The organism is Nonomuraea sp. NPDC049400, from assembly GCF_044466425.1.
Lineage (GTDB): Bacteria > Actinomycetota > Actinomycetes > Streptosporangiales > Streptosporangiaceae > Nonomuraea.
The window spans coordinates 112,256-133,119 of the sequence record NZ_JBITMP010000014.1 but is presented as its reverse complement, the minus strand read 5'-3'; the positions used below and the strand labels follow the sequence as shown (position 1 = coordinate 133,119).

General features: G+C 70.2%; 17 protein-coding genes. 12 read left to right on the top strand and 5 right to left on the bottom strand.

The annotated features are described in order from the left end of the window. The first annotated feature begins 258 nt into the window (after positions 1-258). A complete protein-coding gene (gene thrS, locus ACIBVN_RS23535; protein ID WP_397139631.1) occupies positions 259-2,223 on the top strand; it encodes a threonine--tRNA ligase in 1,965 nt (654 codons plus the stop codon). 158 nt (positions 2,224-2,381) lie between these two features. Here the strand turns inward: thrS and ACIBVN_RS23530 are convergent, their stop codons facing one another. Together ACIBVN_RS23530 and ACIBVN_RS23525 are read right to left on the bottom strand one after the other, a co-directional pair. Continuing rightward, positions 2,382-3,104, bottom strand: coding sequence for a PIG-L deacetylase family protein (locus tag ACIBVN_RS23530; RefSeq protein WP_397139629.1), 723 nt, complete (start codon positions 3,102-3,104; stop codon positions 2,382-2,384). Between the two features lie 62 nt (positions 3,105-3,166). Then, positions 3,167-3,799 carry an Asp23/Gls24 family envelope stress response protein gene (locus tag ACIBVN_RS23525; RefSeq protein ID WP_397139627.1) on the bottom strand — a complete coding sequence of 211 codons (633 nt, stop codon included), beginning with the start codon at positions 3,797-3,799 and terminating at the stop codon, positions 3,167-3,169. A gap of 76 nt (positions 3,800-3,875) precedes the next feature. Here ACIBVN_RS23525 and ACIBVN_RS23520 point away from each other — a divergent pair, with 76 nt between their 5' ends. Then, positions 3,876-4,409: an HIT family protein gene (locus ACIBVN_RS23520; protein ID WP_397139625.1), complete on the top strand. Its 534-nt coding sequence runs from the start codon at positions 3,876-3,878 to the stop codon at positions 4,407-4,409. 180 nt (positions 4,410-4,589) lie between these two features. Here ACIBVN_RS23520 and ACIBVN_RS23515 read toward each other — a convergent pair whose 3' ends face one another. From ACIBVN_RS23515 to ACIBVN_RS23505, 3 genes are all read right to left on the bottom strand, one after another. Beyond that, positions 4,590-6,668 carry a hypothetical protein gene (locus tag ACIBVN_RS23515; protein WP_397139623.1) on the bottom strand — a complete coding sequence of 693 codons (2,079 nt, stop codon included), beginning with the start codon at positions 6,666-6,668 and terminating at the stop codon, positions 4,590-4,592. Between the two features lie 219 nt (positions 6,669-6,887). Then, entirely contained in the window at positions 6,888-8,474 is a 1,587-nt protein-coding gene (locus ACIBVN_RS23510; RefSeq protein WP_397139621.1) for a glycoside hydrolase family 10 protein, read from the bottom strand. Positions 8,475-8,602: 128 nt separating this feature from the next. Continuing rightward, positions 8,603-10,744 (bottom strand): elongation factor G-like protein EF-G2, encoded by a 2,142-nt coding sequence (locus tag ACIBVN_RS23505; RefSeq protein WP_397139619.1) that lies wholly within the window; start codon positions 10,742-10,744, stop codon positions 8,603-8,605. A gap of 233 nt (positions 10,745-10,977) precedes the next feature. Here ACIBVN_RS23505 and pgsA point away from each other — a divergent pair, with 233 nt between their 5' ends. The 10 genes from pgsA (at position 10,978) to ACIBVN_RS23455 (ending at position 20,838) form a co-directional block, all read left to right on the top strand. Continuing rightward, positions 10,978-11,607: a phosphatidylinositol phosphate synthase gene (gene pgsA / locus ACIBVN_RS23500; protein WP_397139617.1), complete on the top strand. Its 630-nt coding sequence runs from the start codon at positions 10,978-10,980 to the stop codon at positions 11,605-11,607. Next, positions 11,597-12,505 carry a phosphatidylinositol mannoside acyltransferase gene (locus tag ACIBVN_RS23495; RefSeq protein ID WP_397139615.1) on the top strand — a complete coding sequence of 303 codons (909 nt, stop codon included), beginning with the start codon at positions 11,597-11,599 and terminating at the stop codon, positions 12,503-12,505. The genes pgsA and ACIBVN_RS23495 overlap by 11 nt, the downstream gene beginning before the upstream one ends. Then, a complete protein-coding gene (locus tag ACIBVN_RS23490; protein WP_397139613.1) occupies positions 12,502-13,632 on the top strand; it encodes a glycosyltransferase family 4 protein in 1,131 nt (376 codons plus the stop codon). Before ACIBVN_RS23495 ends, ACIBVN_RS23490 begins: the two co-directional genes overlap by 4 nt. A gap of 37 nt (positions 13,633-13,669) precedes the next feature. Continuing rightward, complete coding sequence (locus tag ACIBVN_RS23485; protein WP_349451078.1) at positions 13,670-14,212, top strand: hypothetical protein; 543 nt, start codon at positions 13,670-13,672, stop codon at positions 14,210-14,212. A 63-nt stretch (positions 14,213-14,275) separates the two neighbouring features. Then, positions 14,276-15,292 (top strand): DUF3048 domain-containing protein, encoded by a 1,017-nt coding sequence (locus tag ACIBVN_RS23480; RefSeq protein ID WP_397139611.1) that lies wholly within the window; start codon positions 14,276-14,278, stop codon positions 15,290-15,292. Positions 15,293-15,420: 128 nt separating this feature from the next. Beyond that, the gene (gene pdxS / locus ACIBVN_RS23475) at positions 15,421-16,335 is read left to right on the top strand and encodes a pyridoxal 5'-phosphate synthase lyase subunit PdxS (protein ID WP_349451196.1); all 915 of its coding nucleotides are present in this window, start codon (positions 15,421-15,423) and stop codon (positions 16,333-16,335) included. A gap of 266 nt (positions 16,336-16,601) precedes the next feature. After that, the gene (locus ACIBVN_RS23470) at positions 16,602-18,251 is read left to right on the top strand and encodes an alkaline phosphatase D family protein (RefSeq protein ID WP_397139609.1); all 1,650 of its coding nucleotides are present in this window, start codon (positions 16,602-16,604) and stop codon (positions 18,249-18,251) included. An 84-nt stretch (positions 18,252-18,335) separates the two neighbouring features. Next, a complete protein-coding gene (locus tag ACIBVN_RS23465; RefSeq protein ID WP_397139607.1) occupies positions 18,336-18,764 on the top strand; it encodes a MarR family winged helix-turn-helix transcriptional regulator in 429 nt (142 codons plus the stop codon). An 8-nt stretch (positions 18,765-18,772) separates the two neighbouring features. After that, complete coding sequence (locus tag ACIBVN_RS23460; protein WP_397139605.1) at positions 18,773-19,978, top strand: MFS transporter; 1,206 nt, start codon at positions 18,773-18,775, stop codon at positions 19,976-19,978. 11 nt (positions 19,979-19,989) lie between these two features. Continuing rightward, positions 19,990-20,838, top strand: coding sequence for an endonuclease/exonuclease/phosphatase family protein (locus tag ACIBVN_RS23455; protein ID WP_397139603.1), 849 nt, complete (start codon positions 19,990-19,992; stop codon positions 20,836-20,838). Positions 20,839-20,864 lie beyond the last annotated feature (26 nt).

The following is a 20,864-nucleotide window of genomic DNA, read 5'->3' as shown; positions in this document are numbered from 1 at the left end:
CGAAGGGCACTGCGCGGGCCTGGGCGAATAGCCGCTGTGGATCGCCGCTCCCGATCGGCCGCGCGCCCGGCCCATAACGCCGCGGCCCTGGCGAGACTGGACGATCCACCAGTACTCCCACAGCCCGCTCGACCGCAACGTCTTCCACGGGACCAGGCAGGAGCTGACAAAGCTGGGGTTTCACCCGCGATAGCATCGGTGTTCACCAACGAAGCAGCTCCGGTGTCGAGCGCCGGGGCGCGATCAAAGGGAGTCACCGTGTCAGCCGAGCTACGCATCACCCTCGCCGGAGCCGAGCGTGTGGTGGCGGCCGGCACGACGGCCGGCGAGGCGCTCGAAGCCGACGGCCGCACGGTCATCGCGGCCAGGGTCAACGGCGAGCTGCGCGACCTGGCCCACCCGCTGTCCGAGGGCGACGCGGTCGAGCCGGTCGACATCTCCAGCGAGGACGGCAGGGCCATCGTCCGCCACTCCACCGCCCACGTCATGGCGCAGGCGGTGCAGGAGCTGTTCCCCGAGGCCAAGCTGGGCATCGGGCCGCCCGTGGAAAACGGGTTCTACTACGACTTCGACGTCGCCCAGGCGTTTCACCCCGACGATCTCAAGCGCATCGAGAAGCGCATGCGGGAGATCGTCAAGCAGGGGCAGCTGTTCTCCCGCCGGCCCGTGTCCGACGACGAGGCGCGCGAGGAGCTGGCCGCGGAGCCGTACAAGCTGGAGTTGATCGGGCTCAAGGGCGGCGCCGCCGACGAGGAGTCGGTCGAGGTGGGGGCCGGGCAGCTCACCATCTACGACAACCTCGACCCCAAGTCCGGCGAGCTGCAGTGGAAGGACCTGTGCCGCGGCCCGCACGTGCCGTCCACCAGGTCGATCCCGGCGTTCAAGCTCATGCGCTCGGGCGGCGCCTACTGGCGAGGCAGCGAGAAGAACCCGCAGCTCCAGCGCATCTACGGCACCGCCTGGGAGTCCCGCGACAAGCAGGACGAATACCTGAAGCTGCTGGAGGAGGCCGAAAAGCGCGACCACCGCAAGCTGGGCGTGGAGCTCGACCTGTTCAGCTTCCCGCCGGAGCTGGGCAGCGGCCTGCCGATCTTCCATCCCAAGGGCGGGATCATCCGCAAGGAGATGGAAGACTACATGCGGCGGCGGCAGGCCGAGGCGGGCTACGAGTTCGTCAACACGCCGCACATCACCAAGTCGTCGCTGTTCGAGACCTCGGGGCATCTGCCCTGGTATGCCGACGACATGTTCCCGGCCTTCGAGCTGGAGGGCATCGAATACCGGGTCAAGCCGATGAACTGCCCGATGCACAACCTGATCTTCAGGGCGCGCGGGCGGTCCTACCGTGAGCTGCCGCTGCGGCTGTGCGAGTTCGGCTCGGTCTACCGCTACGAGAAGTCCGGTGTGGTGCACGGGCTGACCCGGGTGCGCGGCATGACGCAGGACGACGCGCACATCTACACCACCCGCGAGCAGATGGCCGATGAGATCAAGTCGCTGCTGAGGTTCGTCCTCAGCGTGCTGCGTGACTTCGGCCTGGAGGACTTCTACCTCGAGCTGTCCACCCGCGACGAGTCCGACAAGTTCATCGGCGACCCGGCAGAGTGGGACGAGGCCACCCGGGCGCTGCACCAGGTGGCCACCGAGTCGGGGCTGGAGCTGGTCGACGACCCGGGCGGCGCGGCGTTCTACGGGCCGAAGATCTCCGTGCAGGCCAAGGACGCGATCGGGCGCACCTGGCAGCTGTCCACCATCCAGCTCGACCTCAACCAGCCCAAGCGCTTCGGCCTCGAATACCAGGCGGCGGACGGCAGCCGGCAGACGCCGGTCATGATCCACCGGGCGCTGTTCGGCTCGGTCGAGCGGTTCCTCGGCGTGCTCACCGAGCACTACGCGGGCGCCTTCCCGCCCTGGCTGGCGCCGGTGCAGGTGACGGGCATCCCGATCGCCGACGCGCACGTGCCTTACCTGCAGGATGTGGCCAAGAAGCTGCGCGAGCGCGGCATCCGGATCGAGGTCGACGCCTCCGACGACCGGATGCAGAAGAAGATCCGTAACGCGCAGAAGTCGAAGGTCCCGTTCATGCTGCTGGCGGGCGACGACGACATCGCCAACGGCGCCGTCTCGTTCCGCTTCCGGAACGGGGAGCAGAAGAACGGCGTGCCGGTCGACGAGGCCATTTCCGAGATCGTCAGCGCTGTGGAGCGCCGCGTCCAGGTCTGACCTCTTTTATGAAGAACGGCGGAGCCAGTGGCTCCGCCGTTCTTTTCCTGTCTGGCTTACTTGGCCAGCGGCTGGCCCTGCCTGTCGGTGAACTTACCGACCAGGATCATGATGAAGTCGATCAGCACCCAAATGCCGAAATATGCCGCCTTGGGGAGCTATCGGGGAAATAGGCGGAATGTAATGGCGGGGCGGCCGCCGAAGCGCTTGGCCTCCTGGTGGGCGAAGCCCTCGATCAGGTTGCGGGCGTACGACTCGGGGTCCTCGTCGGTGAGCGCCTCGATGTAGGCGCGGTGCTCCGTGAGCGAGCGCACGCCGCGCTCCAAGCCGTCGGTGACGTCCACGGCGTGGGTGGGGGAGTCGGTGCCCGCCACGGCGACCCAGCGGACGCCGTTCCAGGGCTTGGCGTCCGTGTCCGGAAATATCCACCTATTTCCGGCGTCCCCGGCCGCGTCCAGCACGGCCCGGCCCACGGCGCGGTGGTCCGGCGTGTTCCAGTACGTTCCGCCCCAGGTGTCGTCCGGGTTGAGGGTGATCACCAGCTCGGGCCGGTGCCTGCGGATGGCGGCGGCGATGTCCTTCCTGAGCGCGGTGCCGTACTCGATGACGCCGTCGGCGTGGTCGAGGAACTCCACGTTCGTCACCCCGACGACGGCCGCGCTGGCCCACTCCTCCCGCTCCCGCAACGGCCCGGCCTCGGCCGGCGACAGCGTGTCGATGCCTGCCTCGCCCCTGGTGGCCATCACGTACACGACCTCGCGGCCCTCGTCGGTCCAGGTCGCCACGGCCGCCGCGCAGCCGTACTCGAGGTCGTCGGGGTGGGCGACGATGGCCAGCGCGCGCTGCCAGTCGGTGGGCATGGGCTCGAGTTGATCCGTCATGGCCCCACCCTAGGGGCGTCCTCCAGGGCATGGGAGGGTCCCCGGCGCGGGGCCGGTCCCGGTCAGGGGGTGGCGGGCAGGTCCTCGTCGTCGGGGGCGTCGCGGAAGGGTGGCCGGGGCTCGCCGGGGAGGCGGACGTCGTCGACCGTCACGTTGACCTCCGCGACCCGCATCCCGAGCATGTGGCTGACGTTCCTGGCCACGTTCGTCTTGACCTCAGAGGCGACCTCCAGCACCACGTGGCCGTACTCCACCACGATGGTCACGCTCACCGCCACCTGCCGGTCCTGGATCTGCGCGCTGACGCCCTGGTTGGCGCGCCGGGAGCCGATGCCGATGCGGTCGCGTACGGACTCGAAGGCCCGCGCCAGATCGCCACCCAGGTCGGCGACCCCGGCCACCTCGAGGGCCGCGAGCGCGGCGACCTTCTCGACCACCTCGTCGGCCACCTTGATCCGGCCCTTCACGACGGCGCCGAAGGACGGGGCTTCGGAGTGCGCCGGGGCGGGGTCCGACCCAGTGCCGGTGACCGGGTCCGGCGTGAGGCCATCGGCCGGGTCCGGGGCGAGGCCATCGGCCGGGTCCAAGGAGAGCCCGGCGGCCGGATCCGGGGCGAGGTCGGCGGTCGGGTCCGGGGCGTCGGGGTCGGGTTGTGCGGTCGGTGGGGCGTGGTGCTCGGCTAAAGCGTCGCTCATCGCGGCCTCCTGTAGACGGTGCTTGGGATTGTGCCGGAAGGTCCCCCCGTTTGTCCGTGGTCCTATGCTGCTAGTTATGCACGATCAGGCAGGAGGGGCAGGGGCCCCCGACAACTTCCAGCGTCTGTGGACCCCGCATCGCATGGCCTACATCAAGGGCGAGAACAAACCGACGGGCAACGGCCCCGACGACGGCTGCCCGTTCGACGCGATCCCCAAGATGAGCGACGAGGACGGCCTGATCGTCGCCAGGGGCGAGACGGTCTACGCCGTGCTCAACCTCTACCCGTACAACTCCGGCCACCTGATGGTGGTCCCCTACCGGCACGTGTCCGACTACGACGAGCTGGTGGCGGCCGAGCTGGTCGAGCTGGGGGAGTTCACGCAGAAGTCGCTGCGTGCGCTGCGCAAGGCGAGCGGGGCGCAGGGCTTCAACGTCGGCATGAACCTCGGCCACGTCGCCGGCGCGGGCATCGCCGCGCACCTGCACCAGCACGTGGTGCCGAGGTGGGGCGGCGACACGAACTTCATGCCGGTCGTCGCCCAGACCAAGGTCCTGCCGCAGCTGCTCCGCGACACCCGCCAGCTGCTCGCCGACGCCTGGGACTGATCCCGAGCCGCCACGGCATCGCCGCGCCGCCCGGGCGACCCGCTACGTCGCCATGCCTGCGAAGCTTGGGCGGCCCTACGCCCCAAGCGCCTGCGAAGCTTGAGCGGCCCTGGGCCCCGAGCGCCGCCGCCGTCGCTGGGGAGGGGGCAGCCCATTGGCGGCGTCAGCCCGGAGGTGGCGTCACTTCGTCGCGGGCGTTAAGTCGGTGACGGCGTCGGCGACCTGCTCGCGCTCCCGCGGCAGCGCGCCGATGCCGGTGGCCAGCAGGAGCGGCACGGCGAGTGCCAGCGCCATGGACAGCACGGCCGCGCCCGAGTCGTTGACGAGCATGCCCACCACGCCGCTGACCAGCGTGCCGATCAGCCCGGCACGTAGCGCGGGGGAGTGCTCGAAAGCGGCCGGCACCACCCCGGCCGACGCCTGCTCGGGCCGCAGGATGGCGTACACGAGGAACGCGGCGGCGGCGATCACGATCGGCATCAGGTTGGGGCTGAGCAGGGTGGCCAGCATGGCCTGCAGCTTGCGCAGGATGACGTCGAACGCCTCCCCGCTCAGCACCTGCCCCACGAACCTGCCCAGGTGCGTCTGCTCGTCCGCCGGCTTCAGGTAGTTGATCCACGCGAACGTCATCACGATCACCCCGCCGGCCACGAGGAACGCGCCCAGCTTCACCAGCGAGACCCGCTTGCCCGACAGGATCAGCGCGGTCACCGCGATGCCGGGCACGAACGCGATCACGCCGCCGAAGTCGCTGCCCATCCCGGATCCGCCGAGGATCATCGCGAACGCCCCCAGGACCACGATCGCGGCCAGCCCCACCTTGCCGGGCCACCGGTGCGCGATGGCCGTGGTGGCGAGGAGGGTGCCGGTGGCGAGGAGCGCGAACGGGATGTTGCCCAGCCCGTAGTAGCGGGCGCCGACGTCGGCGCTGTACCCCATCACGCTGTTGAGCTGCAACGTCGTGCCGGTCAGCAGGTCGCCCGCCAGTGTCAGCGCGGTGACCCCGGCCACCACCGCGAGCGGGCCGAGCGGTCTGCGCCGCCACGGCCCCGCGAACGCCACCACCGTGATGGCCGCCGCCCACCCGAGCACCCCGGCGACCAGCTGCGGCAGGCTCGACCATGGCAGCAGGTTGACCAGGTAGCTGGAGACGGGCAGGGAGGCCAGGGCGACGGCCGCGTAACGGATCGGTGCCAGGCCCTTGCGGCGGCGCAGCAGCAGGAACGCGATCAGGTAGAACAGCACCTGCAGCACGGCGACGACCGTGAAGTAGATGCCCTTGACCGAACGGATGGCCTGCGCGGTGGCGTCGGCCCGCTGGAGCCGTTCGAACGTCGCGCCAGGACCGCCGACCTGCAGCGGCACGCCGACCACGGTGCTCGGGACCGGCACGCCGAGCTTGGTCAGCACGGTGGAGGTCAGGTCGGGCAGGATCGAGATGTCCTCGCGGCGGGTGGAGGCCGCGCCGAGCAGATGCCCTTGCGCGCCGGGCTCACGCAGCGCGGCCACCCGCAGGTGGGGTACGGAGCCGTGGTCGGACAGGCCCGCGAGCAGCACCGTCGTGTCGGCGGGCAGGACCGACAGCAGCGCGCCCGCCTTGGCGTCGGCCATCCGCAGCGCCTCACGGCGCTCGGCGGGGCCTAGCGCGTCGGGCACCTTGGGCAGCTTGCCGCTGGTCAGGTAGGGGAGCACCAGATCGTCCACATCCATGGCGATCATCCGGCACTGCTGGAGGTCCGCGGTGCCCACCTGCAGCGGGGACGGGTGGTACCGCTGGACCGCGCCCTGCCGGTCGGCCAGCGCCAGCGCGGCGCCGGGGCCGATCGCGATCGAGCACTGCCCGGCCGCCTTCAGCGACTCGCCCAGGGTGCCCGCGTTGCGCTGCCGGGCGACGTCGATGAGGTAGCGGTAGTCGGGGATGACCGCGCCCGCGCCCTGCTGCTCGGGCCTGGGGGGCGCGCCGCACCAGTAGCCGGCCGCCGACCTGGTGCCCGCCGACACGGTCAGCCACCCGTCGTAGGGGCAGGTCACGCTGCCGACGGTGCGGATGGACAGCGAGCCGATCGCGCTCGACCTGGCCAGCTCCCACAGGTTGGGGGTGTCGGCCTGGGTGATGTCGTTCCAGTGCAAGCCGGACACGCCGATGAGCGCCACCCGGCTCGCGGCATCCTGTCTGGCTTGGGCCGGTCCGGTGAACAGCCCTTGACCGACCAGTACTTGACCGATCAGCACGGCCAGTACGACTAGCGCGCGCCTCACCCCGATGACCTCCCGCGATCGATTGTTCCGTGGCACGGCGGAGCAAGGTCATGTTCCGGCGCCACCAGACCCCGACTACCCTCTCATGCGGCGCATGTATCACGTGCACCGTTTCACTCGTGCGACGGGGCCGGCTCGCTTCGGCAGCGGGGCGGCGGGGCGGTGTACGGGCCGGTCTCGGCGGCTCTGCGGGGCTCGGGCCCCGCCGCCGTCACCGCGTCAGACGCCCTCCACCTTCACCTTGACCGCCTTGCTCTCGTGCTGCAGCCGGTCCAGCGCCGTGACGAGGTAGGTCCCCTCCGACGTGGCCGCGAACGACGGGCTGGTGACGACGGCCACGAGGTTGCGGGCGTCCGTGCCGTGGCAGTCCTTGCCCGACTTCGGCACCTGGTACACCGCGTACGCCCGGGCCCCCTGGGAAGGCGTCCACGACAGCTGGGAGCCGGCGGCCTTCGCCCCGGCGGGGCGGGTGGCCTGCACGCCGACGGGCGGAGCCGGCGCCGCGCCGCCGCGGTCCTTCATCAGGGGCAGCAGGGCGGGACGGGCGTAGTGGGCCTTGGCGACGCGGTCCACCGCGCCGAGGGGGTTCGCGAGCAGGTTCTTGGCGCTGAAGTAGACCTCACCCTTGATCTGCTTGTGATCGCGGTTCACGCCCACTTCGGCGGCCAGTTCGCCCGGCTTCGTCCAGGCGCGGTCGTCCTTGGCCCCCACCCGGTAGAGCCCCTGGCCGATGTACAGCTGCACGTCCGTGCCCTTGACCTCGTCGGCCCACCAGGCCGCCAGGGTGTTGTAGTCGGCCAGCTTGTGGCCGCGCGGCCAGTAGAGCTGGGGCAGGACGTAGTCGACGGTGCCCGACTTGATCCAGGCGCGCGCGTCCGCATAAATCGAGTCGTACGCGGACATGCCCGAAGTGTCGGAGCCGCTTGAGTCGTTCGACTTGTTGCGCCAGATGCCGAAGGGGCTGATCCCGAACTTGACGTAGTCCTTGGTGGCGTGGACGGCCTTGTCCACCTGGGCGACGAGCGTGTTGACGTTGTCGCGCCGCCAGGCGGCGAGCTTCTTGCCGTCGCCGTGCTTGGCGAACGCCGCCGAGTCGTCGAAGGTCTGCCCCGCCTCCGGGTACGGGTAGAAGTAGTCGTCGAAATGCACCCCGTCCACGTCGTACCGGGACACCACGTCGGTGACGACCTTGGTCACGTGGTCGCGCACGGCGGGCAGACCGGGGTTGTAGTAGAGGCGGCCGCCGTACTTGACCGTCCAGTCCGGGTGCCGGCGCGCCGGGTGGCCGGCGGGCAGCTTGGCGGTGTCGGCGCCGTAGGAGGCGCGGTACGGGTTGAACCAGGCGTGGAACTCCATGCCCCGCTTGTGCGCCTCGTCGATGAGGAACGGCATCGGATCCCACCCGGGGTCCTTGCCCGCCTTGCCCGTCAGGTACTGCGTCCACGGCTCCAGCGACGACTTGTAGAGCGCGTCGGAGGCGGGCCGCACCTGGACGAAGACCGCGTTGAAGTTGCGCTTGGCGGCGGCGTCCAGGATCTTCACGTACTCGGCCCGCTGCCGGTCGGGCGAGAGCCCGGCCTTGGAGGGCCAGTCGAGGTTCGTGGTCGTGGCGATCCACAGCCCGCGCAGCTGGCGTTTGGGATAGCGGGCGTCGGCCTTGCAGGCCGCGACGGGGCCGGCGGCGATGGCCGTCTTCTTCTCGCTCGCTGCGGGGCTCTCGCCGGCACCGGGGCCGAAGACGTAGGCGGCGGCGGTCGTGACGACCGCGAGAGCGGCAGCGGCTAGGAGTGGGCGTCCAGTTCGCATAATGCCATTCAGTGTGGCAGCTGCTCCGGCATGCTCGGGACGAAAAATTGAAATCGACTCGTGATGTCAATGTGACAAAAGGACATGGCCGGGCCGGGAGGGAACAATGCCCTCCCGGCTCGCCCGCCTTACTGCATGCCCGAAGCCACCTTGTTCGCGAGGTTCGGCGGCAGCGGCTCGTAGCGCAGGAAGGTCCGCTGGAACGTCCCGGTGCCGTGTGACATGGATCGCAGATCGATGGCGTACCGCGTTATCTCCAGCTCGGGCACCTCGGCCTTGACCAGCGTGCGTCCGGTGCCGACGGGCTCGGTGCCGATCACCCGCCCGCGCCGCGACGACAGGTCGGACATCACCGACCCGACATAGTCGTCGGCCACCAGCACCGACAGCTCGTCCACCGGCTCCAGCAGCAGCGTCGGCACCTTCGACGCCGCCTCCTTGAGCGCGAGCTGCCCGGCGATCTGGAAGGCCATGTCGGAGGAGTCGACCGAGTGGGCCTTGCCGTCGTACAGGGTGACGCGCACGTCCACCATCGGGTAGCCGGCCACGACACCCCGCTCCATCTGGGCCCGCACGCCCTTCTCCACCGACGGGATGAACTGCCGCGGCACCACGCCGCCGACGATCTTGTCCACGAACTCGAACCCGGCGCCCGACGGCAGCGGCTCGACCTCGAGGTGGCAGATCGCGTACTGGCCGTGGCCGCCGGTCTGCTTGACGTTGCGGCCCATCGCCTGGCACTTGCCGCCGAACGTCTCGCGCAGCGGCACCCGCAGCTCCACCCGCTCCACCTCGACGCCGTAGCGCTTGGACAGGCGGTCGAGCAGCACGTCGGTGTGGGCCTCACCCATGCACCACAGCACGAGCTGCTTGGTCTCGGCGTTGTTCTCCAGGCGCAGCGTCGGGTCCTCGGCCACCAGCCTGCCGAGGGCCTGCGACAACTTGTCCTCGTCGGCCTTCGACTTGGCCCTGATCGCCACCGGCAGCAGCGGGTCCGGCATGGCCCATGAGGTCATCAGCAGCGGATGGTCGGCGTCGGACAGCGTGTCGCCCGTCTCGGCGCGCGACAGCTTGGCCACCGCCACGATGTCGCCCGCGACGCCCTTGGCCGCCGGGCGCTGCTGCTTGCCCAGGGGGCAGGTCAGCGCGCCGATGCGCTCGTCCACGTCGTGGTCCTCGTGCCCGCGGTCGGCCAGGCCGTGGCCGGACACGTGCACGGTCATGTCGGGGCGCAGCGTGCCGGAGAAGACGCGTACGAGGCTGATGCGGCCCACGTACGGGTCGCTGGTGGTCTTGACGACCTCGGCCACGAGCGGGCCGTCCGGGTCGCACGTGATGTACTTGATCGGCTTGCCCGACAGGTCGGTGATCTCCGGCATGGGGTGCTCGAGCGGCGACGGGAAGCCCTGCGTCACGATCTCCAGCAGCTCCTCCGCGCCGACGCCGAGCCCGCTGCACAGCACCGGGTAGAAGCTCCCGCGCGCGACGGCCTTCTCCAGGTCCGTCACGAGGATCTTGGTGTCGAGGTGCTCGCCGCCGAGGTATCGCTCCATGAGCGATTCGTCCTCGCTCTCCTGGATGATCCCCTCGATCAGATCGCCGCGGCGCTCCTCGATCTGCGCCGCGTACTCCGCGCCGGGCTCCTTCTCCGTACGCGTGCCCGTGGCGTAGTTGTAGAACTTCTCGGACAGCAGCCCGATCAGCCCGTTGACGTTGCCGTTGGTGATCACCGGGAGGTAGAGCGGCGCGACCCCGTCGCCGAAGACGTCCTGGCAGGTGGCGAGCACCTCGTCGAAGTCGGCCCGCTGATGGTCGATCTTGGTGATCACCACCGCCCGCGGCATGCCGACCTGGGCGCACTCCTCCCACAACATCTGCGTGAGCCCGTCGATCCCGTCGGAGGCCGACACCACGAACAGCGCGGCGTCCGCCGCGCGCAGCCCGGCGCGCAGGTCGCCCACGAAGTCGGCGTAACCGGGAGTGTCGATCAGGTTGACCTTGATGCCGTTGTACACCAGCGGTGCCACGGCGAGGTTGACCGACCGCTGCTGCCGCACCTCGACCTCGTCGAAGTCGCTGACGGTGTTGCCGTCCTCCACGCGTCCCGGGCGCTGGATGGTGCCCGTCGCGGCCAGCAGCTGCTCGACGAGGGTTGTCTTACCCGCTCCTGAGTGGCCGACCAGCACGACATTGCGTATCGCATCCGCCCTGTCGGCCGCGGGTGCCCTGCCCGCGGCTCCCGCGGCGCCGCCTGGGTTCCGTTCTGCCACCTTGGCCTCCTGTGTTCATTGGCCTCACTTCATGAGGCTGGCTCAGTCGCCGGGACCCTCCGCCTTCCCTCATCGCTGGTCGCTACGCTCCTCCGCTCACTCAGGCAGGCGACAGTCCGTGACCGCACCCGCGCGGAAGGTGTCAGAAACCGCATGGACGCGGTGTGTTCACCAAATACCCGTGTGGCGGATATCACAAGGGGGGCGGGGCAAAGAAAGTTGTCAGGCGTTCAATGGCCTACGATCGGACGGCGATGCTCAAACTCCTGCGCCCGGCCATGACCCGGATACTCACCCCGCTGGGCAGAGCCCTCGTCGGCCGCGGGATCGGCCCGAACGCCGTCACGGCGATCGGCACCCTCGGCACGGTGGTGTCAGCCCTGCTCTTCTTCCCCATGGGACAGCTCACCTGGGGCGCCCTCGTGATCACCGTCTTCGTGCTGTTCGACCTGCTCGACGGCGTGGTGGCCCGGCTCGGCGGGAAGGGCGGCTCCACCTGGGGGGCGTTCCTCGACTCGACGCTCGACCGGGTGGCCGACGCGGCCATCTTCGCCGGGCTGATCCTCTACTTCATCTCCAGGCATGACACGCTGATGGCCGCGGTGACGCTGGTGTGCCTGATCGCGGGCACCCTGGTGTCGTACGCCAAGGCCAGGGCGGAGGGGCTCGGGCTGACGGCCGACGTGGGGCTGGCCGAGCGGCCGGAGCGGCTGGTCGTGGCGCTGGTCGCGGCCTGTTTCTCGGGGCTCGGCGTGCCCTACGTCCTGCCTGCGGGGATGTGGCTGCTCGCGGCGGCCAGCGTGATCACCGTGGTGCAGCGTGTGATGGCGGTCTACCAGCAGACGAGGAGAGATGAGCGATAACGCGTCTTTCGCCGATCGCGTCGTGGCCGCGGGCTTCGCGGCCGGCTGGAAGCTCGTGCCGCTGCTGCCCGAGCGCCCGACGGCCGCCGTCTTCCGCTTCCTGGCCGACCGGGTCTGGAGCAGGCGGGGCAAGTCCGTACGGCGGCTGGAGTCCAACCTGGCCAGGGTGACCGGGCTCGAGGCGGGCAGCCGCGAGCTGCGCGAGCTCAGCAGGGCGGGCATGCGCTCGTACTTCCGCTACTTCCACGAGATCTTCCGGCTGCCGTCGATGAGCGTCGAGGAGATCGTGCGCCGCAGCCACGTCATCGGCGCCGAGCACGTCCACTCCAACGTGGCGGCAGGCAGGGGCGTGGTGCTGGCGCTGCCGCACATGGGCAACTGGGACCAGGCCGGCGCGTGGCTGGTGGGCGTGGGCCATCCGTTCGCGACCGTGGCCGAGCGGCTCAAGCCGGAGTCGCTGTTCCGCCGGTACGTGGCCTTCCGCGAGGGGCTCGGCATGGAGGTGCTGCCGCTCACCGGCGGCGACGGGCACAACTTCGCCAAGCTGGCCATCCGGGTGCGCAAGGGCGGCGTGGTGTGCCTGCCCGCCGAGCGCGACCTGACCAAGGGCGGCATCGAGGTGCGCTTCTTCGGCGCGGCCACGAAAGTGCCCGCCGGGCCGCCGCTGCTGGCGGTGCAGACGGGCGCCGCGCTGCTCCCGGCCGTCGTCTACAACGTGGGCGACGACTGGGGCATCCACATCCACGAGGAGATCCCGGTCCCGGCCGAGGGCACCAGGCAGGAGAAGGTCGCGGCGGTGGCCCAGGCGCTGGCCGACGTCTTCGAGAAGGGCATCTCCGAGCATCCGGAGGACTGGCACATGTTGCAGCGGCTCTGGCTGGAAGACCTCCCGCGATGAGAGTCGGCATCGTGTGCCCCTATTCGTGGGACATGCCGGGCGGGGTCAAACAGCACATCGACGACCTGGCCCAGGCGCTGATGGCGCAGGGACACGACGTGTCGGTGATCGCGCCGGCGGCCGACGACGACGAGCTGCCCGCCTACGTGACGGGCGCGGGCCGGGCGGTGCCGGTGCCGTACAACGGGTCCGTGGCCAGGATGTCGTTCGGCTTCCTGTCGGCCGCGCGGGTGCGGCGGTGGGTGCGCACGGGGGAGTTCGACGTGCTGCACATCCATGAGCCGCTGATCCCGAGCTTGGGGGTGCTGGCCTGCTGGGCGGCCAGGGGGCCGATCGTGGCCACGTTCCACGCGTCGTTCACGCGCTCGCGGGCCATCGCGGTGGCCGAGCCGCTGCTGCGCAGCGCGCTGGAGAAGCTGATGGGCCGCATCGCGGTCTCCGACGCGGCCCGCAAGAGCCTGGTCGAGCAGTTCGGCGGCGACGCCGTGCTGATCCCGAACGGCGTCACCGTCTCCCGCTACACCGAGGCCGAGCCCCTCGACGGCTGGGGGCCCGACGGCGCCACGATCGGCTTCCTTGGCCGGATGGACGAGGAGCGCAAGGGGCTGCCGATCCTGCTCGACGCGTTCAAGACGCTGGCCGCCGAGCGGCCCGGGCTGAAGCTGCTGATCGCCGGGCCGGGCGACGCCAAGGACGTGTACGAGCGGGTGCCCAAGGCGTTCCATGACCGGGTGACCGTGCTGGGCATGGTGAGCGAGGCCGACAAGATCCGGGCCTACCACTCGGTCGACGTCTTCTGCGCGCCCAACACGCGAGGTGAGAGCTTCGGCATCGTGCTGGCCGAGGCCATGGCGTCCGGGGCGACGGTGCTGGCCAGCGACATCCCGGCCTTCCGCAAGGTGCTCGGCGACGGGCAGGCGGGCGCGCTGTTCGCCAACGGACAGGCGGCCTCGCTGGCGCGGGAGGCCGCCGCGCTGCTCGACGCGCCGGAGCGCCGGGCCAAGCTGGCCGCCGAGGCGCTGGTGGCGGTGCGGAAGTACGACTGGTCCACGGTGGCGCGGGACGTCGTACGCGTCTACGAGACGGTCACCACGAGCGGCGCCGGGCGCGTGGAGGAAGACCTGTGACGCTGGGATGCGCTGCCGGGCACGCGGAGGATGACCGTTGACCTCGACCATGATCGTGCTGATCGTGGGCATCGTCGTGGTGCTCACGGCCGTCTACATCTCCTGGCGCGCGGGCCGGCTCGACCGCCTGCACATCCGGCTCGAGCTGGCCCAGGAGTCGCTGGACGCCGCGCTGATGCGGCGCAGGGCGGTGGTGCTGGAGCTGGCCGGATCGCGCCTGCTCGACCCCGCCACCTCCCTGGTGCTGGCCGCCGCCGCGCACGAGGCCAGGACGGCGGGGCCCGAGGAGCGCGAGCACGCCGAGAGCGACCTGTCGCGGGCCCTGCGCGCCGCCGTGGACCAGGAGCGGTTCAGGGAGAAGCTGTCGGAGTCGCCCGGCGGCGGCGACCTGCTGGAGGAGCTCGACACCGCCGTGGCCAAGGTGGTCTACTCGCGCCGCTTCTACAACAACGCGGTGGCGGTCACCCGTACGGCACAGCGGCGCTGGCTCGCCAGGACCCTGCGCCTGGCGGGGCATACGGAATATCCGCAATTCTTCGAGATTGATGACAATCCGCCGGCGACTATGGCAACTGAATGACCTGATTTGAGGAAGCCAGTAAGCTTCATCCCGTTTTCTGGGCTGAAGCAAGGAGTGTTGCACGTGCGGCTACCCCGGATGATCACGGTCACACTGGCCGGCGCGGCCGTGCTGCTGCCCGTAGCGGCCTGCTCCTCGGACGAGCCGGCGCCGGGCAAGGCGCCCCAGGCCGCGACGGTGGCGCCCAGCGAGGAGCCCACGGAGCCGGTCAAGGGGCACCCCTTCACCGGCCAGCCGTACGACGCGCTGAAGCCGGTGCTGGCGGTGAAGATCGAGAACACCGCGGCAGGCAAGCCGCAGCTCGGGCTGAAGAGCGCGGACATCGTCTACATCGAGCAGGTCGAGGCGGGTCTGACCAGGCTCATGGCGATCTTCTCTTCCAAGCTGCCCGCCAAGGTGGGTCCCGTCCGCAGCGCCCGCATCTCCGACCTGCACATCACGCCGCAGTTCGGCAAGCCGGCCTTCGCCTACTCGGGCGTGCAGACCAAGATGCTGCCGTTCGTGGCCGAGGCGTCGCTGTTCGACGTGGGTGACACGCGCAACCCTGGCGCGTTCTTCCGCCAGCCCGGCCGCCTCGCCCCCTACAACCTGTTCGCCAACACCAAGCAGCTCCTGGCCAAGGCGCCCAAGGCGAGCAAGGCCAAGGACATCGGCTTCACCTTCGGCGACGCCCCGGCCGAGGGCGGCGTGGACAAGAAGGCGTACACGGTCAAGTGGCCCGCGGCGCGCTTCACCTTCGCCTGGTCGGAGGCGAAGAAGCAGTGGCTGATCTGGCAGGACGGCAAGAAGGACATGGCGGCGGAGGGCGGCCAGCTCGGCGCGCCCACGATCGTCATCCAGTACACCAAGACCGAGCGCTCGCAGTTCCACGACAAGAACGACAGCTACACGCCGCTCGTGCACAGCACGGGCAAGGGCAAGGCGATCGTGCTGCGCGACGGCAAGGCGTACAAGGCGAACTGGGAGCGGGAATCAGAAGAGGACGGCACGACGTTCACCACCGAGAGCGGCGAGCCGATGAACTTCGCGCCCGGCCAGGTCTGGGTGGCGCTCGCCAGCCGCAAGCCTGTCATCCCCTAGGTCGCTCTTGTCGGACAACACGTCCAAGTAAGGCGATAAATCCTGACATCTTGGCATGTCGGGGGTGGGGTCCTTCAGGACCTACCATGGGGTTGATAACTTACCGACCAGCCGTGAGAGCCGTGAGGATGACCGTGTCCACCAGCACGCCTGAAAGCACCCCCGTCACCGGAACCGCCCGTGTCAAGCGTGGCATGGCCGAGATGCTCAAGGGCGGCGTCATCATGGACGTCGTCACCCCTGAGCAGGCCAAGATCGCTGAGGACGCCGGCGCGGTCGCCGTGATGGCCCTCGAGCGTGTGCCCGCCGACATCCGCGCGCAGGGCGGCGTGTCCCGGATGAGCGACCCCGACATGATCGACGGCATCATCAACGCCGTGTCGATCCCCGTGATGGCCAAGGCCCGCATCGGCCACTTCGTCGAGGCCAAGGTCCTGCAGGCGCTCGGTGTGGACTATGTGGACGAGTCGGAGGTGCTGACCCCCGCCGACTACGCCAACCACATCGACAAGTGGCAGTTCACCGTGCCGTTCGTGTGCGGGGCCACCAACCTGGGCGAGGCCATGCGCCGCATCACCGAGGGCGCGGCGATGATCCGCTCCAAGGGCGAGGCGGGCACCGGCGACGTCTCCAACGCCGTCACCCACATGCGGACGATCCGCGCCGAGATCAAGCGCCTCACCTCGCTGCCCGAGGACGAGCTGTACGTCGCCGCCAAGGAGCTGCAGGCCCCGTACGAGCTGGTCGTGGAGGTCGCCAAGACCGGCAAGCTGCCGGTCGTGCTGTTCACCGCGGGCGGCATCGCCACCCCGGCGGACGCGGCGATGATGATGCAGCTCGGTGCCGAGGGCGTGTTCGTGGGCTCGGGCATCTTCAAGTCGGGCGACCCGGCCAAGCGCGCCGCGGCCATCGTCAAGGCCACCACCTTCTACGACGACCCCGACGTCATCGCCAAGGTCTCGCGCGGCCTGGGCGAGGCCATGGTCGGCATCAACGTCGACGAGATCCCGCAGCCGCACCGGCTGGCAGAGCGCGGCTGGTAACCGGCGCGTCGTTGCAGGTCACCCGGCCTGTCCACGTGACATGATCACATGCGGCGGGACGCGTTCCGCGGCTCGCCGCAGGTAGTGGGGCCTGCCTTACGGCAGGCAGGGGTGCAGCATCACAGAGCGACGGTGAAAATTGCCGGAAGAGGCGACATCCACGAAGGATGTCGCCTTTTTCGTGTTGTGTGATGTTCATCGAACGGTCATGATCTTCAGCAAAGCTACCTGTCATCCCCCTCACCCTCGAGCGTCACAGGAGCAACATGGGCAAGCTGAACCGCCGGCACTTCCTCGTCACGGGGTTAGCCGCAGGCGCCGCCGTCACCATCCCCGCCACCGCCGCGCACGCCACCGCCTCCCGCGATCTGAGCACCGACCCCTTCACCCTCGGTGTCGCCTCCGGAGACCCCGACCACGAGGGCTTCGTCCTGTGGACCAGGCTCGCCCAGCAGCCGCTCGCCGAGGATGGGTTCGGCGGCATGCCGCAGCGGCCGTTCCCGGTGCAGTGGCAGGTGTACGCCGACGAGCAGTGCCGCCGCGTCGTCCGGTCCGGCGTCAGCGTGGCCACTCCTGAATGGGGCCACAGCGTGCACGTCGAGGTCGACCGGCTCAGCTCCGACCGCGACTACTGGTACCGCTTCCGCGTGGGCAAGTACGTCTCGCCGGTCGGGCGCGCCCGCACCGCCCCGCACCCCCTCTCGTACGGCAGCCCGCTGGCCATGGCGTTCGTCTCGTGCGCCCAGTACGAGCACGGCTACTTCACCTCGTACCGCAGGCTGGCCGAGGAGCACCCGGACCTAGTCCTGCACCTGGGCGACTACCAGTACGAGTACACCAAGGACACCTACAACATCCCCGGCGGCAACGTCCGCGACCACGAGGGCCCCGAGACGGAGACCCTGGCGAACTACCGCCAGCGCCACGCCCAGTACAAGGCCGACCCCGACCTGCAGGCGGCGCATGCCGCCGCGCCGTGGCTGGTGGTGTGGGACGACCACGAGATCGACAACAACTGGGCCGACGAGATCCCCGAGAAGCCCGAGGTCCCGCAGCCGAACTTCCTGGCCAGGCGCGAGGCCGCCTTCCGCGCCTACTACGAGAACATGCCGCTGCGCCGCACCTCCATCCCGCGCGGCATCGACATGCAGCTCTACCGGCGCATCCGGTGGGGGCGGCTGGCCACGTTCCACATGCTCGACACCCGGCAGTACCGCGACGACCAGGGCTGTGGCGACGGGTACAAGGACTGCCCGGCCTCCGTGGACCCGGCGCGCTCGATCACGGGGGCGGAGCAGGAGGCGTGGCTGCTGGACGGCTTCCACAAGTCGCGGGCGCAGTGGGACATCCTCGGCCAGCAGGTGTTCTTCGCCCAGCGTGACAACAACGCCGGTCCCGCCAAGGTCACCAGCCAAGACGCCTGGGACGGCTACGTGGCCTCCCGCCGGCGCATCACGCAGGGCTGGGTGGACGCCGAGGTGCGCAACGCGGTCGTGCTGACCGGCGACGTGCACGCGCACTGGGCCAGCGACCTCAAGCTGGACTACGACGACCCGACCGGGCCCTCGGTGGGCTCGGAGCTGGTGGCCACCTCGATCTCGACCGGCGGCGACGGCGTGGACTCGGACCCGGCCACGCATCCGTTCCTGAAGATCAACCCGCATCTGAAGTTCTACAACAACCAGCGCGGCTACGTGCTGACCAAGATCGATCGAGAGCTTCTGACGGCGGACTTCAGGGTGGTGCCGCGGGTGCAGACGCCCGGGGCCGAGGTCTACACGCGGGCCACGTTCGTCGTGGAGGACCGGGTGCCGGGGGTGCAGCAGACGTACCTGCGCCCGCTGGACCCGGCGCTGCGCGCCGCGCAGGAGATGACGGTGGAGGACACGGTCCGCTGGGAGACCGAGCGCCCGTAAGCTCCGCAAGGGCGGCATCCCGCGAAGGGGTGCCGCCCTTTCTTCATCGGGAATATTGGCCAAGCTAAGTTAGTTCGGCTAAGCATGAGGGACGATCCCGCCCGCCTGGCCGAGCAGGTCTCCACGGTGCTGCGCCATCTGGTGCTCCTGCTCCGGCGCACCGTCGCCGGCCAGCCCGTCACCAGCCAGCAGTACGCCGTGCTCGGCTCGCTCGAACACCGCCCGCGCCGCATGACCGAGCTGGCCGAGGAGCACGCCGTCCAGCTCCCCACCATGACCGTGCAGATCAACCGGCTGGAGGACGCCGGCCTGGTGGCACGCGGCTCCGACCCGGCCGACGCGCGGGTCAGGACGGTCGAGCTGACCGGCGAGGGCCGCGACCGGCTGCTCGCCGTGCGGCGGGCCAGGATCGCCCATCTCAGCCAGGAACTGGCCGCCCTCACCGACGACGAGCGCGCCGCGCTAGCGGCGGCGCTGCCGGTCCTGGCCAAGCTCGGCAGCAACCCCCGGTAAGGAGCACCATGCAATCCGGCGGCGGAATCCTTCGCCAGCCCATGTCCGTCTGGGCCACCGCGTTCGCCGCGGTCGTGGCCTTCATGGGCATCGGTCTCGTCGACCCCATCCTCCCCTCCATCGCCCAAGGGCTGAAGGCCACGCCCAGCCAGGTCTCGCTGCTGTTCACCAGCTACTTCCTGGTGACGGCGGCAGCCATGCTGATCACCGGCTGGGTCTCCAGCCGGATCGGCGGCAAGCGGACGCTGCTGGCCGGGCTGGCACTGGTGATCGTGTTCGCCGCGCTCGCCGGCACCTCCACCAGCGTCGCCGAGCTCGTCGGCTTCCGCGCGGGCTGGGGCCTCGGCAACGCCCTGTTCGTGGCCACCGCGCTGGCGGTCATCGTGGGCGCGGCCAGCGGCGGCGCGGAGTCGGCGATCGTCCTGTACGAGGCCGCGCTCGGCCTGGGCATCTCCGCCGGCCCCCTGGTGGGCGCCCTGCTCGGCGACTGGAACTGGCGGGCCCCGTTCTTCGGCACCGCCACCCTCATGGCCGCCGGCTTCGTACTGATCGTCACCCTGCTCAAGGCGCCGCCCAAGCCGGCGGCCAGGACCAGCCTCACCGCCCCCCTCAGGGCGCTCGCGCACGGCGGGCTGTCCACCACGGCCTTCACCGCGCTCTTCTACAACTTCGCGTTCTTCACGGTGCTGGCCTTCACGCCGTTCATCCTGAACATGTCCCCCTACGGCATCGGCGCCGTCTTCTTCGGCTGGGGCGTCTGCGTGGCGCTGTCCTCGGTGTTCGCCGCGCCGCCGCTGCAGCGCAAGATCGGCTCGGTGAACGTGCTCCACCTCGCGCTGGCGCTGCTCGCCGTGTCCCAGATCGGCATCGCGCTGTCGGGACACGCCGGGATCATCGTGTTCACCGTCCTGTCCGGCATCCCCATAGGCCTGAACAACACCGTCTTCACCGAGTCGGCCATGGAGGTCTCCGACGCGCCCAGGCCCGTCGCCTCCGCCGGCTACAACTTCGTGCGCTGGATGGGCGGCGCGCTGGCCCCGTTCATCGCCACCAAGCTGGGCGAGGAGGTCGGCGTCGCGGTCCCGTACGCGCTCGGCGCCGCGTGCTGCCTCGCCGGCATGGCCCTCCTCCACGTCCGGCGCCACCACCTGCGCGTCCTGACCCGGGTGGACGCCGACCACACGCTGCGGGACGCCGTGGCTCCTGCTGGCTAGCATTTACTGACATGGTGGGACCTGCCGTGTTACTCGTGGCCGGCCTGCTCGCCGCGCCCACACGGGCCGAGCTGTCCGTGATGACGTGGAACGTCTGCGCGGGCACCAACTCGGAGTGCCCCCTCTACCGCGCAGGCGCGCTCGAACTGGCGCAGAGCATCGGCGGCTACGCGATCGCGAACGGCCCCCCTGACGTGATCTTCCTGCAGGAGTTCTGCACGGGCGCGGCCGGCACGCTGGAACTCTGGCTCGAACAGCGCACCGGACGGAGCTGGACCATCGGCTCATGGGGCCTGACCTCCCTTGACGGCACCCCGTACGCCTGCCACCCCGACCGCCTCGGCCGCCCGCGCGGCGCGCAGAGCATCGCGGTCGCCGTGGCGGGTGACGCCGCCACCTTCGAGACCCACCCGCTGCCCGCCCCGCCCTGGTACGTCACGCGCGCCGCCCTCTGCGCCATCATCCCCGCCAAGAAGGTGCGCGCCTGCGGCACCCACCTGTCCTCCGGCCGGGCCGACGACGACCGCCAGCCCGGTGCCCCCTACCGGACCAGGCAGATCAGGCGGCTGCTCGAGATCGCGGCCAAGCCGGGACACCGGGCGATCCTCGGCGGCGACCTCAACGTGGCGCCTCCGGACAGCGAATACGGCAGCGCCGCCGGCCGCCGGGCCGTCGCGCCGCTCTACCGGAGGTACCAGGAATGCGACCAGCGCGGCGCGCGGCGCACCGGACGGTGGACCAGGGAGGGCAAGAAGCTCGACTACCTGTTCGCCCCCAAGGGCACGGTGCGGGGCTGCCGCGTCGCGCAGGACGTGAAGCTGTCCGACCACAAGCCCGTCCACGTCAAAGTGGTCCTCTAGGCGTGGACTGCGGCGGGCGCTGAAGG

Bases quoted from the DNA above. Each gene is read 5' to 3' on its own strand.
- ACIBVN_RS23490 (WP_397139613.1), top strand. From the start codon at position 12,502: ATGAGAGTCGGCATCGTGTGCCCCTATTCGTGGGACATGCCGGGCGGG.
- ACIBVN_RS23455 (WP_397139603.1), top strand. From the start codon at position 19,990: ATGGTGGGACCTGCCGTGTTACTCGTGGCCGGCCTGCTCGCCGCGCCC.
- ACIBVN_RS23460 (WP_397139605.1), top strand. From the start codon at position 18,773: ATGCAATCCGGCGGCGGAATCCTTCGCCAGCCCATGTCCGTCTGGGCC.
- ACIBVN_RS23520 (WP_397139625.1), top strand. From the start codon at position 3,876: ATGCACGATCAGGCAGGAGGGGCAGGGGCCCCCGACAACTTCCAGCGT.
- ACIBVN_RS23470 (WP_397139609.1), top strand. From the start codon at position 16,602: ATGGGCAAGCTGAACCGCCGGCACTTCCTCGTCACGGGGTTAGCCGCA.
- ACIBVN_RS23495 (WP_397139615.1), top strand. From the start codon at position 11,597: ATGAGCGATAACGCGTCTTTCGCCGATCGCGTCGTGGCCGCGGGCTTC.
- pdxS (WP_349451196.1), top strand. From the start codon at position 15,421: ATGACCGTGTCCACCAGCACGCCTGAAAGCACCCCCGTCACCGGAACC.
- ACIBVN_RS23510 (WP_397139621.1), bottom strand. From the start codon at position 8,474: ATGCGAACTGGACGCCCACTCCTAGCCGCTGCCGCTCTCGCGGTCGTC.
- pgsA (WP_397139617.1), top strand. From the start codon at position 10,978: ATGGCCTACGATCGGACGGCGATGCTCAAACTCCTGCGCCCGGCCATG.
- ACIBVN_RS23530 (WP_397139629.1), bottom strand. From the start codon at position 3,104: ATGACGGATCAACTCGAGCCCATGCCCACCGACTGGCAGCGCGCGCTG.
- ACIBVN_RS23525 (WP_397139627.1), bottom strand. From the start codon at position 3,799: ATGAGCGACGCTTTAGCCGAGCACCACGCCCCACCGACCGCACAACCC.
- ACIBVN_RS23465 (WP_397139607.1), top strand. From the start codon at position 18,336: ATGAGGGACGATCCCGCCCGCCTGGCCGAGCAGGTCTCCACGGTGCTG.